Here is a 14,521-nt window from a genome sequence, read left to right as displayed (position 1 = left end):
ATGCTGACGATCCGGGGGTGCTGGTGCCGCATCAGACACTTCACGTTGCTATGCCGTCAAGCCGCGCGGAGCCGGTCGGCCTCGGCCTCGATGCCCCGCTTCCGGCCAGCCCGCTTGAGTGCGGCCTGGATCTGCGTGCGGCTCAGCCGTGCGGCCCTGGCGGGCGACGGGGCGGTCTTGAGGAGTTCGCGGGCTTCGGGCCGGCACAGGCCGTTGGTCCACGTGGCGAAGGCGTCCAGGGCTGCTGGGTGGTACTCGCGCAGCAGGGAGCGGAGCTGGATGGCGGTCGCCATCGGGTTGATCGCGAACAGCTTCCGCTTGCCCGTCCGCGGTACCGTCTCCAGCAGGCCCCGGGACGTCTCGATCGCCACCGGGATCGGATTCTCCTCGGTGTCGCCGTGCTCGGCGAGCAGGGTCGGCAGCAGCTTGTAGCCGGCCGCGTCGTCGGTGATGTGCCGCTTGGCCAGTAACTCGCCGGTGTCGTCGACCAGGGCGACATCGTGCGTCCGTTCCGCCCGGTCGACTCCGCAGTACTCAAGCGCACGTCACCGACCGGGGCCGGCTTGCACGGAAGCGGCCGGGACCAGCCGACACCAGCCAGAGACCGCCGGTGCTCGACCGCCGGTGCTCGACTGCCGGAGCGGTGACGACACTTGGGCCGATGCCTCGTGCAACCGTGGCAGCCGGCTGCGCAGGGCGGGAAGACCTGATGAGATGCCGCGCTCACCCTGGTGCGGTGTCGCCGGGGGCTGAAGCTGGTCCCATCGTCCGGTGCCGAGGACGGTGGTGTCGTCGCGGTGCCGGGACGACGGCCATCCAGGGGGCTGGGGAAGACATCCCCCAGGTCACGGTCCCCGGCCCGGTGCGACTACGCGCTCGTCTTCTCGGAGTCTGCGGCCTGAGTGACGGAGCCGGAGGCGACGAGGGTGACGTGAGGATGATGCCTCGTCAGGCCCACCGTGGCCACGACCAGGGTGACCACCATCGCGCCGAGGGCGATCACGAAGCTCAGCGTGAACTGGGACTCCTGCGGCAGGTGCAGGCCGGCCGGCAGGCCAGGGATCGTCTTCGACGCCAGCAGCGAGGTGACCACCGCCGAGGCGACCGCCGAACCCACCGATCGGGAGATGGAGTTGATGCCGTTGGCGATGCCGGTCTGCTGCAGGGGCACGCTCGCCGCGATCAACGCGGGCATGGCGGCGTAGCCGAGGGCGATCGCGATGCCGGTGAACAGGCCGGCGCAGATGACGCTTGCGCTCTGCCCGTGGCCGAAGGCCAGCCAGGCGAAGCCGCCCGCACCGGCCAGGGCGCCGACGGCCAGCGTTGCGCGTGCGCTGATGCGGCGCACCAGGATTCCGCCGACCGGTGCGGCGACGAGCGCGATCAGTGAGCCCGGAAGCAGGTATTCGACGCTTGCCCGCAGTACGGAGGCGGTGAAGCCGTAGCCGGCGATCCGCTCGGGCATCTGCACGAGGTAGGAGACGCCGATGAACTGGGCGAAGGCTGCGAAGCCCACGAACAGACCGGCGAGATTGGTCATGGCGACCTGACGGTGGGCGAACATCCGCATGTCGACCAGCGGGGCGGTCACCTTCAGCTCCACCAGTACCCAGACGGCCGTCATGACCGCAGCGCCGACGAAGCAGCCGATGACCGAGCCGGAGCCCCACCCCCAGGTGTGGCCCTGGGAGATGCCGAGGAGCAGCAGCACCAGGCAGGCCGCCAGGGTCAGTGTGCCGAGCACGTCGACGCGTCCGCCGACGCGGTGGCCGCCGTCGGGGACCAGCAGTATGACGCCGAGCAGGGCCAGAGCCGAGACGCCGGTGGAGAACCAGAAGACGTAGTGGTAGTCGGGGTTGCTGCCCTGGGTGAGCAGTCCGGTGACCACCAGGGAGAGACCGGAGCCGAACGCCAGGGACGAGCTGACCAGGGCCATCGCACCGTGCAGTTTCTCGTGCGGAACCTGGTCCCGCACGATCGAGAGCGCCAGCGGGAAGATGGCGGTGGCGGAGCCCTGCATCACCCGGCCGACGAGAAGCAGGCCCAGCGATGTGGTGGTGGAGGCGAGCAGCGAGCCCAGGACCATCACCACGAGTACGGCGATCAGGGTGCGCCGTTTGCCGTAGAGGTCGCCGACGCGGCCCAGCAGGGGGGTGAAGACGGCGGCGGAGAGCAGGGTGGCGGTGGTGACCCAGCTGACGCCGGCCGCGTCGGCGTCCAGCTTGGCGCCGAGCAGGGACAGAATCGGTACGACCTGGGTCTGGGCCATGGCGACGACCATGGCAGCCAGGCCGAGCGCTGCTATCAGAGGCGTGCTGCCACGCTGCGCCGTGGACCCGGCGGCATGGGAAGAGCTCATCGCGTACGAAATTCCTTCGAATCTTGCGTGTTCAGGGAGCCTCATGTCTCACATCGCTATGAGACGCGAGGAGAATGCGAAATGGTGTTGCTCTGGGGCGGATCGGTTACCGCCCGCGCTATCGACGAGATGCGTGCGGGGGCGGAGCCGGGGCCGACCGCGATGGAGGCCGCGGCCGCGGGCACCCCGGGCGGACGCCCGTGGGGAGTTCGCGAGCTCCCCCACGGGATCCGGGCTGCGGCCTCTCAGTAGCCGATGGTGAAGCGGCGCTGGACGAAGCGCGGCAGCTCCGCCTCGTCGCCAAGGTGCGCCCCGCTTTCCCCGGCTTGCCTCCCGCGGCCGTCTCCCTGGCCCTGCGCATCTGGGGGCACCTGCATGGTCTCGTGTCGCTGGAGGTCTACGGTCACCTGCGCACCCAGACCACCGGACTGGACAAGCTCTTCCGGGAGGGACTCGCCCAGCTCACACAGTCATTGAACATCCCGCACCGGCATTGAACACGCGATGCGCCTTCCGTGGCGACGTTCGCCGGGCGGGTCCGCGGGCCGACCGGTCCGCGCGCCCTGACACGCGCCGCTGGTGCATCTCCCCTCACCTCGATTGCACAGTGCCCGGCAGCCGACCCGGCGCGCCGAGTGTCCGTGCCGCCAAGGACACCCTCCTCGAAGGTTCTTGATGTAGGTGCGCGCAGGCCAGGAAGGGGGCGGCCCGTGAGTGCGTGCTGCGTATTGCGTCCGGAAAGATCCGCGACAGGGGTGCGACTCACGCGTGGCGGTATCTCCGAGCACGTCGTACGGTCTGATCGTTGCAGCTGCCGCCCCCCGGCTGGCGCCCCCGGCTGCCGCCTCTCGGCCTGGCCGGTCCTCATCGATCCCTGCCTGGTGTCCGTTCGCCGCGACGAGCCCGCGCCGCCGACCGCGGCCTCGCCATGCTCGGCGCATCAACGGGGTGCGGACAGGGAAGCGCTGAGGATGCTGACCCGGCGCTCTCCTGCCACCGAATGGGACCGGACTTCTCACGAGCGCGCCTGCAGCGCTCGCGCACCATCGGCCGCGCGCAGACGCCGCCGGGGTAGCATCAGGATTACACACATCATCCTCATTCTGGAAGTCGTGGATCATCCAGGAGTGGGCTTGCGGGCGGCCGCTCGTACGGTTGCGCGTCGGCATCGCGGTGGCGCACCGCATTCGCGCCGGTCATGGGGTGCCGACCGTTGTCGAGGTCGCACGCGGCGGCTCAGGCGGCACCCGAGTCCGTTTGTATGATGGAAATCATCTTGATGTGTGAGCGGCTGGGCCGCTCCTCGAAGGGAGACCGGCATGGGGCACTCGCAGGCGGAGAAGGCAGCGACCCATGAGCGGGTGCTGCGCATCGCGTCCCGCAAGATCCGCGAGGACGGCATGTCCCGGCCCGGTGTCGCCGAGATCATGCAGGAGGCGGGGCTGACCCACGGCGGCTTCTACAAGCACTTCGCCTCCCGCGAGGACCTGATCGCCCAGGCCGCGACGGCTGCCCTGACGGAGGGCTCGGCGCAGATCGAGGACCTCGCGGGGAAGAGCGAGCAGGACCGGCGCACCGGCCTCATCGACACGTACCTCTCCAAGGAGCACCGCGATTCCCCCGGTATCGGCTGCGCCCTGGTCACCCTTGGTGCAGCCGCCGGACGCGGCGACGAAACCCTCAAGGAGGCGTACGAGAAGCGGGTGCGCGACTATCTCTCCCGCTTCGGCGGCAACGACTCCGAGGAGGCGCGCGCCGAGGCCATGCTCACTCTCAGCGCTCTCGTCGGCGCGACGTTGATCGCCCGGGCCGTTGCCGACCCCTGTCTTTCCGACGAACTGCTGGAAACCGTCGCCCAGCAGCTGACCCGGCACTGACGAGTTGGTACCGCCGACGATCAGCTGAACCGGCACTGCGGCTTGCCTGTCGAGCGGGTAGGTCAGTCGAGCGTGGCGAAACGCCGGCGGTCGGTGGCGGCATAGCCGGCGACCGCCTGGTCGGCGGCAACGGCCTGCCGCAGGCGGTCGATGACCGCGGGCAGGCTCGCGGCGGGCAGCGCGCAGGTCATCTCCTGTGCGGGAAGGCCGGTACGGGCGCGGCTGACCGCGCATCCCGGGCTGACCGCGATCTGGCCGTCGTAGGCCAGCGGAACGATCTGGCATTGCGGCCTGGAGGCGAGCCGCAGGTCCGGGCACGCGCCCTGGAGCGTCATGAGCGAGGAAGGCGAGAGCCGCACGAGCACGACGTCCGGGCCGGTCGCGGCCGTGAGCGGTTCGTAGCGGATCGACGTCGGCCGGAACGGCAGGCGTGCGACGAGGCCGAGGTCCGCCGGGGTGATCCAGCCATTGTTGATCAGGGTGGCGGTGTCGGCCCCGGACGCAGCGGTGGCCATGTCGATCAGTCCGTGTGTGTAGCTTCCGGTGCTGCAGTTGGCGTGGTCCGCGGTGCGCGTGTCGAGGGACTGCCGCTGGGCGGGTTCCCAGAAGCAGCAGCCTGCGGGCTGGGCGGGGAGACGCCCGTCGCCGGAGGTGGCGGGCTCTGTGCCGAAGGTGATCGCGACCGGCGGGTGCGCGAGGTCCAGGAGTTCGATGAGCGGGGCCGCCCATGCGGATGGGGACGTCATAGAGGCACCTTTCATGTGCGGGGACTGCCTCACCGGGAGCTGACGCCTGGGAAGGCGACCTGGATTCGGTGGTCATCGATGTCGAGGTCGAGCTGGATGGAATCGCCACCTGTGATGTGCCAGCCGGCCGAGTCCTGGTTGTCGACGGTGACCGAAACCTCAGCGGGGGCGGGGAGCCGATCGATGGTGAAACGGGTGGGTGTTCCTCGCCGTGAGGGGGTGGCGGCCGTGGTCTCGATGTCGAGGACGCGGTGGACCATGTCGTTCTGGGCGCGCCGGATGCCGATACCGGGGTAGTCGACGTCACGGAGTCGCGGTTCCGACGCCGAAGGCAGCAGGGGTTCGTTGAAGATCCGCCACCACGCGCCCGGGCTGCCGCTCTCGACGAGCATCAGGATGGCGTTGACCTGCCCGCGGGGCCAGGTGGAGTCGTAGCCGAACCAGAATCCGAAACGGTCGCTCTCCTCGCCGAAGAACCGGGGCTGGTACTCACTCTCGATGTAGTCCCGGAGGCGATCCTCGGTGGCTGTGTCCTCGACTTCATGTGCCATCCACATGGCCGTGCTGAGGTGGTTGGGGTCGGCCTGGAGTCTGCTCAGCGGGAGATCCGGGTCGAACCAACCGAGTCGCCGCATCGCCAACTCGTAGATCCACAGAGAGAACTCGCGGTCCTGCGGGTACATGTACAGCAGGCAGGGGAACACCCCGTGGGCCACGGAGGGGCCGGGCAGCGAGTGGAGGCGTTGCTCCATCGGGTCGTAGTAGAGCGCGAAGGTGCGCAGCTCGCCGGAGCGGGTCAGGCTCATGTAGTGCCGGCGGAGATAGTCGAACCAGCGCGGGACCGGCTCGCTCAGGTTGGCTCCGAGCAGCGCGTCGTAGAGCTTGAGGCCGAGCCCGGTGGCGCTGACGCAGAACGGCCAGATCTTGGTGTTCTCGCAGTGCGGCCCCTGCGGGCGGCTACGGAACTGGGCGGAGATGAATTCCGCGATCCGTGCGTGGGTCCAGGTGAACTGACGGCTCTGGTATCCGGTGATCTCGATCGGTTGGTGCTCGGTGGCCTCTCCGGAGACGTAGCGGCGTATGCCGAGGACCAGGTTCAGCCAGCCCCGGTAGAAGACGTTCCCGTCGGCGCCGCACGGGTCCGGCTGCAGCCCCCATGGTTCGATCCCGTTTCCGGTCCATCCCGGTACCGAGTAGCGGCCGCGAAGCGGTTCGGGGATGAAGGCCTGCCACGCGGGGGGATAGCGGTCCGCACCGGGATCGGGCCCGATCAGTGTGCACCAGTCGACCGCGCCCCAGAACGAGGTGTAGCGGCGGACGAGTTCGTCCGCGATGCGGGTGTAGACCTCCCGCCATGCCGGGGTCGCCTCGAGCATGACCGGGAGGACGTAAGCCATGTTGTGGACGTCGAAGCGGGGGAAGGAGCACATGGGCGGCGCGGTGTAGCGGTCCCACCACGGGAGGGGTTCGCCTTGGTCGCTCCAGTCGTCCGGGGTGGTCGCCTTGTCCCAGATGAACCGCAGCCAGCCCAGAGCGCGGTCGTTCAGCGCGGGAGAAGGGGCTGCCTCCTGAGGGGGCACGGCGTGGGCGCTCATCATGGCTCCCGCAGTGGTTCCCCATTGGTCCCGCGGACGATCCACAGCTTGGCCCGTGCGTTCCAGGCACCGGTCCACTGCGGATCGAGCTGTCGCACAGCCGGCTCGATGATGATCTTCTCGACACCGTTCGCGGCCGGGTCGTGTTCCACGTAGGCGCCCGGGAGGGCCCGCCGGGCAGGACCGGCCCCGCCGATGGGCACCACTTTCCGGAGCAGGCCGCGGAACCACATCAGGAGCAGATGGTTGCCCTCGACGCGGACGGTTCCGTCGATGCGGTCACGCATGATGGCGTCGATGGCATCCGGCGAGACCAGGTCACGAAGTGCGTGACCGCTGCTGCTGAAGCGGACAGCGAAGTCGGGCGTTGCGGCCCGGCCCGCCGAGGTGGCGACGCGGCGCCGCTGTCCGTCGAAGTCCCAGTGCCGTGCCGGACCGTCGTCGGCGGAGATCTCCACGGTGAGACTGCGCGTGATCTGGGACCGGAGCGCTGCGCTGAGCCTCGCCGCCAGCACCAGCCCGTGCCCGAGCCACCACAGCAGCACCCGCAGTCCGGCGGTCGCCAACGCATCTGACGCTCGCCGCCGCCTGCGTACCTGGCTGGTCATGTCCATCATGGGGCCTTTTCTTCGCCGGCCCCGGACAGGAAACCGTGGACCAGCGCGGCGAACTCCTCGGGCCACTGCCAGAGGAATCCGTGTCCGGAGTCGGGGTAGATCCTGACGCGCGCGTTGGGCAGGTGTTCGGCCAGCAGCCAGGTGTTCGGCGTCGGGATCATGATGTCGTTGTCACCGTTGGCGACCAGAACCGGCTGGGTGATCCCGGCCAGCCGGTCCAGCTGGGACGGGTCGGGGACACCCCATTCGGTGATGGCGTCCATCTGGGCGTCGCGGGCCTGCAGACCGGCGGGCTTGTCCCGGTCTTCGGTGCGGGAGGCGCGCCGCTCCAAGAACTCCCGGCCCTTTTGCTGGCTGGTCGGGGTGACTTCGAAGAACAGGGAGAGCAGATCCTCGGGATGATTGTCGGCAACGTTGGCGAGGGCCTGGACGTCGTTGATCCAGCCGTGCATCAGCACGCCGCTGCGCGGCCCGGTGCCTGCCAGTACGAGCCGGCGGACGAGCTGGGGACGGATCAGGGTGAGTTCCTGGGCGACCATTCCGCCGATGGAGAACCCGAACAGGTCGATCCTGGACAGCCCGAGTGCCTCGATGAAGGTGATGGCGTCACGGGCCATCCCGGTGATGGTGGGCGGCACCGTCCCGGTTGACAGGCCGACACCGGCGTTGTCGACCGGGATGACCTCGCGGTGGGCGGCGAGGGCGCCGAGCAGCAGCGGATCCCAGTTGTCCAGGTTGCCGCGGAAGTGCTGCAGCATCACCAGCGGAAGCACGCCTGGGGAGGGAGTGCCGAACCGCCGGTAGGCGTAGGTGATCCCGTTGGCACCCTCGGCGAACTGGTTCGGGGCAGTCAGCGCGATGTCGCTGGTCGACATGATCAATCAACTCTTCCGTCTCAGTCGCTTCTGGATCCCGGCTCGCCGCACATGGACAACCAGAGCCAAAGCCCGCAGCCGGTTGCCTTGCCACCGCCCCACCGGGTGCCCCGGACCAGGTGACCGGGCGTGGACCGGCGCAGCCGTGTTGTGCCCGAATGTTGTGCCCGAATGTTGTGCCTGAATGGAGTGAGGCCTCGTACGGCCTTCCCTCGCGCGGGCCAGCCTCTCGCTTCAGTGAGCGGGGATCGGCGACATCGCCTCGGGCCAGTGCACAAATCGACCCTACGGCGCAGCCCGTCACGTCGCATCCTGAGCTGCTCCGGGTTTCGTGGAGTCCACGGCCTGTCCCGAGTTGCTCATCCGGAAAGAGGACCACTGGCCCCTGGCTTCACTGACCGAACCGCTCGATGTCGATGCCGGAACCGGCGTATGGAACGGTGCCCGAGCCGCGCCCGCCGCATACGCTGACAAGGGACCGGGATACCGTCCAGCCAGGCGCTGCGTCCAGCCGCAATCGTGCAGCAGCTCCCTCCCGATGAGCGCCGCAGGCCGGTCCGGACCCGCAATCACCCTTATCGGCCTGCCTACCCGAAGAGGGCAGGCAGGTGGCAAAGGAAGCACCATGGACATCAAGGGTTCGGTTGCCCTGGTAACGGGAGCCAACCGTGGAATCGGCCGCGCATTCGTCAACGCACTGATCGGGCATGGCGCAGCCAAGGTCTATGCCGGCGCCCGGGACCCGGCAACCGTGACCGGCGAGGATCTCATCCCACTCCGTTTGGACGTCACCAGCCCCGAGGACGTTGCCGCGGCCGCAGCGACCGCGGATGACGTCACCATCGTCATCAACAATGCGGGTATCTCAGGCGGCGACACCCGCCTGCTGGAGGGTTCCTTCGACGGCGCACGCCAGGCCATGGAAGTCAACTACTTCGGTACCTGGGCCGTCTGCAGGGCCTTCGCCCCGATCCTGCAGCGCCACGGCGGCGGCGCACTGGTCAACATGCTCTCCCTGACCTCCTGGACCGGGCGGCCCGACTTCCCCGGATACGCGGCCTCCAAGGCGGCCCAGTGGTCACTCACCGACTCCCTGCGCCAAGGCCTGCGGGAGCAGGGAACCCTGGTGGTGGGTGTCCACGCGGGCTTCGTCGAAACCGACCTCAGTGCCAGGATCGACGAACCCAAGATCACCGCAGCCGAGGTCGCTGAGCAGACCATGCAAGCGATCGCCGACGGCCGTGCCGAAGTCCTCGCTGACGAGCCCACCAGGCAGCTCAAAGCCTCCCTCTCCCAATCCCCTCAGCACTGAGCTTGCCGTCGTCTACTCATCCAGCGTCGATTGGGTCGCGTCTCGAAGGATCTGGTCCCGACGATGATCGACGACTGTGGCATGCTCGTCCGCATGATCGATGTGCCGGCCGATGGCTGGTCGTTCGCAACAGCGCGGGAGCCGGCCCGATTCGGTGCCTGCGAGGTGAACGGCGCTCCTGGCGTCGAGCACGCGGCAGGCGCGCGCGGGACCCTGTGCGGAAAATCGGCGCGGCATACCACTCGATATCTGCACCTGTTCGATCCTGGTGCTCTGCATTCATGTCCGCGGTGCCGTGAGAAGGCTGAGGCCGCTCCCACAGAGCCGTGCGCACAGGAACGCCTTCACGACAGGGTCCAGGCCGCCGCGCAGGAGAGAGTCCGCGATGACCTGCTCGCCGCCCTTCGCAAAGGCGCAAGGGTCGCCTTGTGGATCAACGGTCCATCCGCAAGCCTGGCGAGGCACTACGCGAAGCTCGACGAGTTGACCGACGGAGCCGGGCCCGTCGCCGATGCGCTCGATGCCGCCGCGACGATCGGCTTGGCCCGCGTCGAGGACGGCCCTTGGCGGTTCATCGTTGTCCTGCCGGAGGACGGCGGCCGCCCGCTGGTCTCACGTGGACCACGCGACCTTCACTCACGGGGCAACTGAGACGAGCAGCACGGGCCACGCGCATCGGACCGGATCGGCTGGGATTCCCGCTCCCGCCTCGTCTCAACCGATCTGGTCGCCGCAGGCAGGAGTTGGCTACCGCGGTGTGCGTGGAGTTGTGCCCGCACAGGTGCACGGTGTCGTCCGGGGCCGGCGCGGATAAGGAAGGAGGATCGGATCTTGTGCTTACGACATCGAGCCGCTCTGAAGGTCCGTGCGATTCGCACGGCTGCGGCGGCACGAAACCGCCGGCAGCCCCTCAGCCTGCCCGGGATCAACCTCGTCGCCGACACCACCTGACGTACCCGGCGTGACGGGTCGGCTCTGCCTGGACAACGACGGCGACCCGTACGACAAGGCGGGTCGCCGTCGTTGCTCTGTACGCAGCCCGATGCGGCGCGCCCTGCGAAGGCCGGCTCGGTCCAGGGGTACCTGTCAGGACAGACTCCACTGCTGGCTGGTCGCGCCGGTGCCGGTCTCCTGGTCCACTGCGGCCCCGCTGGTGGTGGAGCTGCCCGAGACGCCGATGTCCAGGTCGCTGCCCACGCCGGCGAGCATGTAGGTGCTGCCGGTGTAGCTGCCGACCAGGTCGAGGAACCACTGTTGGCCGGTCCCGCCGTTGCAGGTCCACTGCTCCAACTGCAGGCCGGTGGCGGTCGACTGGTTCGGTACGTCCAGGCACAGGCCGCTCTTCACGCTCTTCAGCGTGTAGACGTTGTCCGCCACCTTCGTGAGCGTCCACTGCTGGTTCGTGCCGCCGGTGGACGGCCACTGGATGATCTTCGCGCCGTTCGTGGTGGAGCCGCTCGACACGTCCATCAGCATGGAACTCTTGCCGTTGGTCAGGGTGTGGACTCCCGCTGAGGGCACCCCGCTGTCGGGCGTCCAGGTGCCGGCGGCCGGGTCGAGGGACCAGGTGGGGTACTGGCCGACGTTCACCGTCGTCCCCCTGATGGTCATCGGCAGCCAGATCAGCTTCGAGGAGCCCAGGTCGGAGGTGTTCCACCGGTCGCCGGCGTAGATGTAGGCGGTGCCGGAGGAGCCCTGGACGGTGATGACGTTCGCCGTCTGGCTGCCGTAGGTGTGGGTGCCGGGAGCGGCGAAGTTGCGGAACGACGACCAGGTGCCGCCGAGTGACGTGGCGGTGGCGTAGATGTTGTCGTTCAGGCTCCACCCGGTCAGGTGCGAGCCGAAGACGTAATAGGTGCCGTTGGCCTTCACCATGGCGGGCGCCTCGACGCTGCCGCTGCCGCTGCTGCCCAGCACCGCCACCGCGCTGTCCACGGAAAGGTAGTCGGCGGACAGTTTGTCGATGCGCAGGCCGTTGTTGCGGTCCTCGCTCAGCAGATAGGCGGTGCCGTCGGTGTCCTGGAACAGGCCGAGGTCACGGCTCAGGTTGCCCAGCGGCCGGAAGCTGCCCCGGTAGGTGTAGGGGCCGCACGGGGTGCTGCTGGTCGCCACACCGACCTTGGCCTCGGAGTAGTTCGTGCTGTCGATGTGCATGTACATCACGTACGTGCTGGTCGACGCGTTGTATATGACCTTGGGCCGTTCCACGACGCGGCTCGGGCCCAGGTCGCCGCCGGCCTGCTCGGCCAGGGCGACACCCTGGTAGGTCCAGTTGGAAAGGTCGGTCGAGGTGTAGCACGGGATGTCCTGGAACGACGTGTCCGACGACGTCTCGCCGGTCTTGTCCTCGCCGAAGCCGTACCAGGTGCTTCCCACCTTGACGATGCCGAGGCCGTGCAGTTGAAGCGTGTTCCCGTTCTGGTCGGTGCGTGCGGCGCCCGTCGTGAACGACACCGAGGCCGCGTGCGCCTCGGTGGCCGGAAGCAGGAGCGCCGCGAGGCCTCCCAGCAGGGTCAGGAACGCGACGGCTTCGCGCCGCCATCGGCCGGCGGGTGGCCGGGGAACTCCCTCGAACATGCGTGCCTCTCTTCCGAGATTTGACGATCCCTTGGTGTCGGCGGGCCCAATGAGAGTCGCGGTACGTTCGCGGCGTCAAGGATCACGTTCGATTTTGTTTAATCTTGACCGGCTCGTGGCGGTCGAAGTCGGGCTCGGCAACTCGTAACTCGCGCGGACTGTCCGGGATTTCAGACATGCGATGGGTGCCCGCGACTGGTTGACCTTTCGGTCGAGTGGGCGTAGAAACTTCGCGGCAGTCGGGATCTGTTTCTTGCTGGTTGGGTTTGTTTGAAACCAGGTCGAGCGAGGTGGGCCGGCAGTGACTGTTTCAGGGCGTCAGGAACCCTCCCGCCGCAGGGTGCTCAGGGGCGCGGCGGTCGCCGTCGCGACGGCGGGGCTGGGCATCGGCGCCACGCGTCCGGCCGAGGCCGCCGACGCCTCGGTCACCGCGACGTCGCTCGACGGCACCACCGCCATCACCATGTCGCTGACGGGCGGGGCACTCCGGTGGTCCGCCCGGCGCAACGGCGCGACGGTCGTGGCCAGTTCGGCCATGGGTCTGCGGCTGGGCGACGGAACCGCCCTAGGTACCGACGCGGTCCTGACGAGCTATCAGCACTGGCACGTCGACATCGCCTGGAACCCGGTGTACGGACGCAATGCCACCGTCTCCGACACCTACCAGGAGATGCGCTGGAACCTCCGGGACAACGGCACCTCCATCAACTTCGGTGTCCAGATCCGTGCCTACGCGTCCGGCGTCGCGTTCCGCTACGTCCTGCTGGATTCCGGCACCGCCTCCATCGCCGAGGAACTGACGACGTTCGTCTTCCCCGACGGCACTCTCGTCTACAGCGCGCGGGACGAGGACCCCTACAACCCGGTCGCGCCCGGTTCTGTCCCGTCCACCGGAACCTCCTCCACGGACACCGGCCCGCTCACCGACCTGCCCCTGACCGCCACCTACGCGAGCGGCCTCATCGCCTGCGTCTGCGAGTCGGCCCGTCTCGACTACCCGCGGATGATGCTCAGTTCCGTTTCGGGACAGCCTGACACACTGGCCACGTACCTGATGCAGCACACGGCCCGCGGCTCCGGAACGGTCCAGACGACTTCCACGGCCACGACACCGTTCGCCACGCCCTGGCGCGCGGTGGTGATCGGCTCCACCCACGCCGAACTGGTCGACAACGCGGAGCTGGTGCTCAACCTCGCCCCGGCCGGCGCCCTGGCCGACACCTCGTGGATCAGGCCGGGCAAGGTCTTCCGGTGCAATCTGACCACCGCCGACGGACTGGCGGGCGTGGACTTCGCCGTCGCCCGCGGCCTGCAGTACATCGAGTACGACGCGGGGTGGTACGGCCCGGAGACCACCACGACCGACGCCACGCAACCGATCTCCGCCATCGACATGCCCACGGTCATCTCCTACGCCACCGGCAAGGGAATCGGAGTCATCCTCTACGTCAACCGCATCGCCCTGAACAGCCCGGACAGCCTGTTCGCCCGCTACCGGAGCTGGGGTGCCGCGGGCGTCAAGCTGGGCTTCATCAACGACGGCACACAGGCGATGACGAACCAGATCACCGCCTGGGCCAGGACGGCGGCCACGTACCAGCTGCTGATCGACATGCACGACGACGTACGGCCGTTCGGTTACGAGCGGACCTACCCCAACTGGATCAGCCTGGAGGGCGTCCGGGGCAACGAGCGCTTCCCGACCGCCACCCACAACGTCACCCTGCCCTTCGCCCGCAACATCGGCGGGCCGATGGACTACACCATCTGCTACGGCCAGTCCCGCGACCGGACGACCAACGCCCACCAGATGGCGATGGCCGCCGTGTACTACCAGCCTCTGGACTTCCTGTACTGGTACGACACGCCCTCGAAGTACTCCACCCCGTCCAAGTGGCCCGGGCTGCCCTGGTTCGACGCCATCCCCACCGTCTGGGACCAGAGCAGGACCCTCGCCGGTTCGATCGGCGAGTACGTCGCCGTCGCCCGGCGCAGCGGCACCACCTGGTACCTGGGGGTGATGACCAACGAGACCGCCCGGACCCTGTCGATCCCGCTGTCCTTCCTCGGCAGCGGCACCTACACCGCGACGATCTACGCCGATGGAACACCGGGCAGCAGTCCGTATCAGACCCCCGTCGCCGTGAACACACGGACCGTGACCTCGGCGACCACGCTGAGCGTCGCGATGGCTCCCGCGGGCGGCCAGGCAGTCGTCCTGAAGCCGGGTTGAGCGCCGGAGGTTCTGCCACCGGCGCCGCCCCGCCGTCCCGGACCCCACGCTCCTGTACCGCCGGCCTCACGCACCCCGGCACCGGGCTCAGCCGACGGTGCCGCCGCCGACCGTGGGCGACGTCGTACTCGGTCCGCCGGGAACCACCCCGGCGGACATCACCGACAACGGGGAAGCCCAGCCCGGCCGCTGACCTGAACACCGCCGGGCTGTGGCCGGGACCGGTGGTCCGCAGACCGGGCTCAGCCGCCGGCCGTGTGCCGGTCGTCGAGGCCGGCAGAACGCAGGTCCTCGCTCAGGATGCTGTACGACTCGCGGCGTGACGTCGGT

The 14,521-nt window shown here is 68.7% G+C and carries 11 protein-coding genes and 1 pseudogene; 5 read left to right on the top strand and 7 right to left on the bottom strand.

Going from position 1 to position 14,521, the window contains the following annotated elements; genetic code table 11:
• Nucleotides 1-65: 65 nt before the first annotated feature.
• Nucleotides 66-491 (bottom strand): annotated as a pseudogene (locus ACIPSA_RS32545) (IS110 family transposase); the annotation flags it as partial.
• A 377-nt stretch (nucleotides 492-868) separates the two neighbouring features.
• Nucleotides 869-2,359: an MFS transporter gene (locus ACIPSA_RS32540; RefSeq protein WP_402640921.1), complete on the bottom strand. Its 1,491-nt coding sequence runs from the start codon at nucleotides 2,357-2,359 to the stop codon at nucleotides 869-871.
• Between the two features lie 74 nt (nucleotides 2,360-2,433).
• Between ACIPSA_RS32540 and ACIPSA_RS32535 the strand changes: the two genes are divergently transcribed.
• Nucleotides 2,434-2,856, top strand: a complete 423-nt coding sequence (locus ACIPSA_RS32535; RefSeq protein WP_402640919.1) for a TetR-like C-terminal domain-containing protein — start codon at nucleotides 2,434-2,436, stop codon at nucleotides 2,854-2,856.
• Between the two features lie 822 nt (nucleotides 2,857-3,678).
• Complete coding sequence (locus tag ACIPSA_RS32530; RefSeq protein ID WP_402640916.1) at nucleotides 3,679-4,236, top strand: TetR/AcrR family transcriptional regulator; 558 nt, start codon at nucleotides 3,679-3,681, stop codon at nucleotides 4,234-4,236.
• Between the two features lie 62 nt (nucleotides 4,237-4,298).
• Here ACIPSA_RS32530 and ACIPSA_RS32525 read toward each other — a convergent pair whose 3' ends face one another.
• The 4 genes from ACIPSA_RS32525 to ACIPSA_RS32510 are packed head-to-tail and all read right to left on the bottom strand — an operon-like array spanning nucleotide 4,299 to nucleotide 8,069.
• A complete protein-coding gene (locus ACIPSA_RS32525) occupies nucleotides 4,299-4,982 on the bottom strand; it encodes a DUF169 domain-containing protein (RefSeq protein WP_402640913.1) in 684 nt (227 codons plus the stop codon).
• Nucleotides 4,983-5,011: 29 nt separating this feature from the next.
• Nucleotides 5,012-6,577: a hypothetical protein gene (locus tag ACIPSA_RS32520; RefSeq protein WP_402640911.1), complete on the bottom strand. Its 1,566-nt coding sequence runs from the start codon at nucleotides 6,575-6,577 to the stop codon at nucleotides 5,012-5,014.
• The gene (locus tag ACIPSA_RS32515) at nucleotides 6,577-7,185 is read right to left on the bottom strand and encodes a hypothetical protein (protein ID WP_402640908.1); all 609 of its coding nucleotides are present in this window, start codon (nucleotides 7,183-7,185) and stop codon (nucleotides 6,577-6,579) included. Before ACIPSA_RS32515 ends, ACIPSA_RS32520 begins: the two co-directional genes overlap by 1 nt.
• 5 nt (nucleotides 7,186-7,190) lie before the next feature.
• Nucleotides 7,191-8,069, bottom strand: coding sequence for an alpha/beta fold hydrolase (locus tag ACIPSA_RS32510; protein WP_402640905.1), 879 nt, complete (start codon nucleotides 8,067-8,069; stop codon nucleotides 7,191-7,193).
• A gap of 625 nt (nucleotides 8,070-8,694) precedes the next feature.
• On the opposite strand from ACIPSA_RS32510, the gene ACIPSA_RS32505 reads away from it, so the two are divergent.
• Nucleotides 8,695-9,381 carry an SDR family oxidoreductase gene (locus ACIPSA_RS32505; RefSeq protein ID WP_402640903.1) on the top strand — a complete coding sequence of 229 codons (687 nt, stop codon included), beginning with the start codon at nucleotides 8,695-8,697 and terminating at the stop codon, nucleotides 9,379-9,381.
• 63 nt (nucleotides 9,382-9,444) lie between these two features.
• The gene (locus ACIPSA_RS32500) at nucleotides 9,445-10,032 is read left to right on the top strand and encodes a hypothetical protein (RefSeq protein ID WP_402640901.1); all 588 of its coding nucleotides are present in this window, start codon (nucleotides 9,445-9,447) and stop codon (nucleotides 10,030-10,032) included.
• Nucleotides 10,033-10,467: 435 nt separating this feature from the next.
• On the opposite strand, the gene ACIPSA_RS32495 is transcribed toward ACIPSA_RS32500, so the two are convergent.
• Nucleotides 10,468-11,958 (bottom strand): RICIN domain-containing protein, encoded by a 1,491-nt coding sequence (locus tag ACIPSA_RS32495; RefSeq protein WP_402640899.1) that lies wholly within the window; start codon nucleotides 11,956-11,958, stop codon nucleotides 10,468-10,470.
• A gap of 301 nt (nucleotides 11,959-12,259) precedes the next feature.
• Between ACIPSA_RS32495 and ACIPSA_RS32490 the strand changes: the two genes are divergently transcribed.
• The gene (locus ACIPSA_RS32490) at nucleotides 12,260-14,191 is read left to right on the top strand and encodes a glycoside hydrolase family 97 catalytic domain-containing protein (protein WP_402640897.1); all 1,932 of its coding nucleotides are present in this window, start codon (nucleotides 12,260-12,262) and stop codon (nucleotides 14,189-14,191) included.
• The last annotated feature ends 330 nt before the right edge of the window (nucleotides 14,192-14,521 follow it).

It is taken from the genome of Streptomyces sp. NPDC086549 (assembly GCF_044746205.1).
GTDB lineage: Bacteria > Actinomycetota > Actinomycetes > Streptomycetales > Streptomycetaceae > Streptomyces.
The sequence above is the reverse complement of the archived record's forward strand: the minus strand, read 5'-3'. Positions and strand labels throughout refer to the sequence as shown.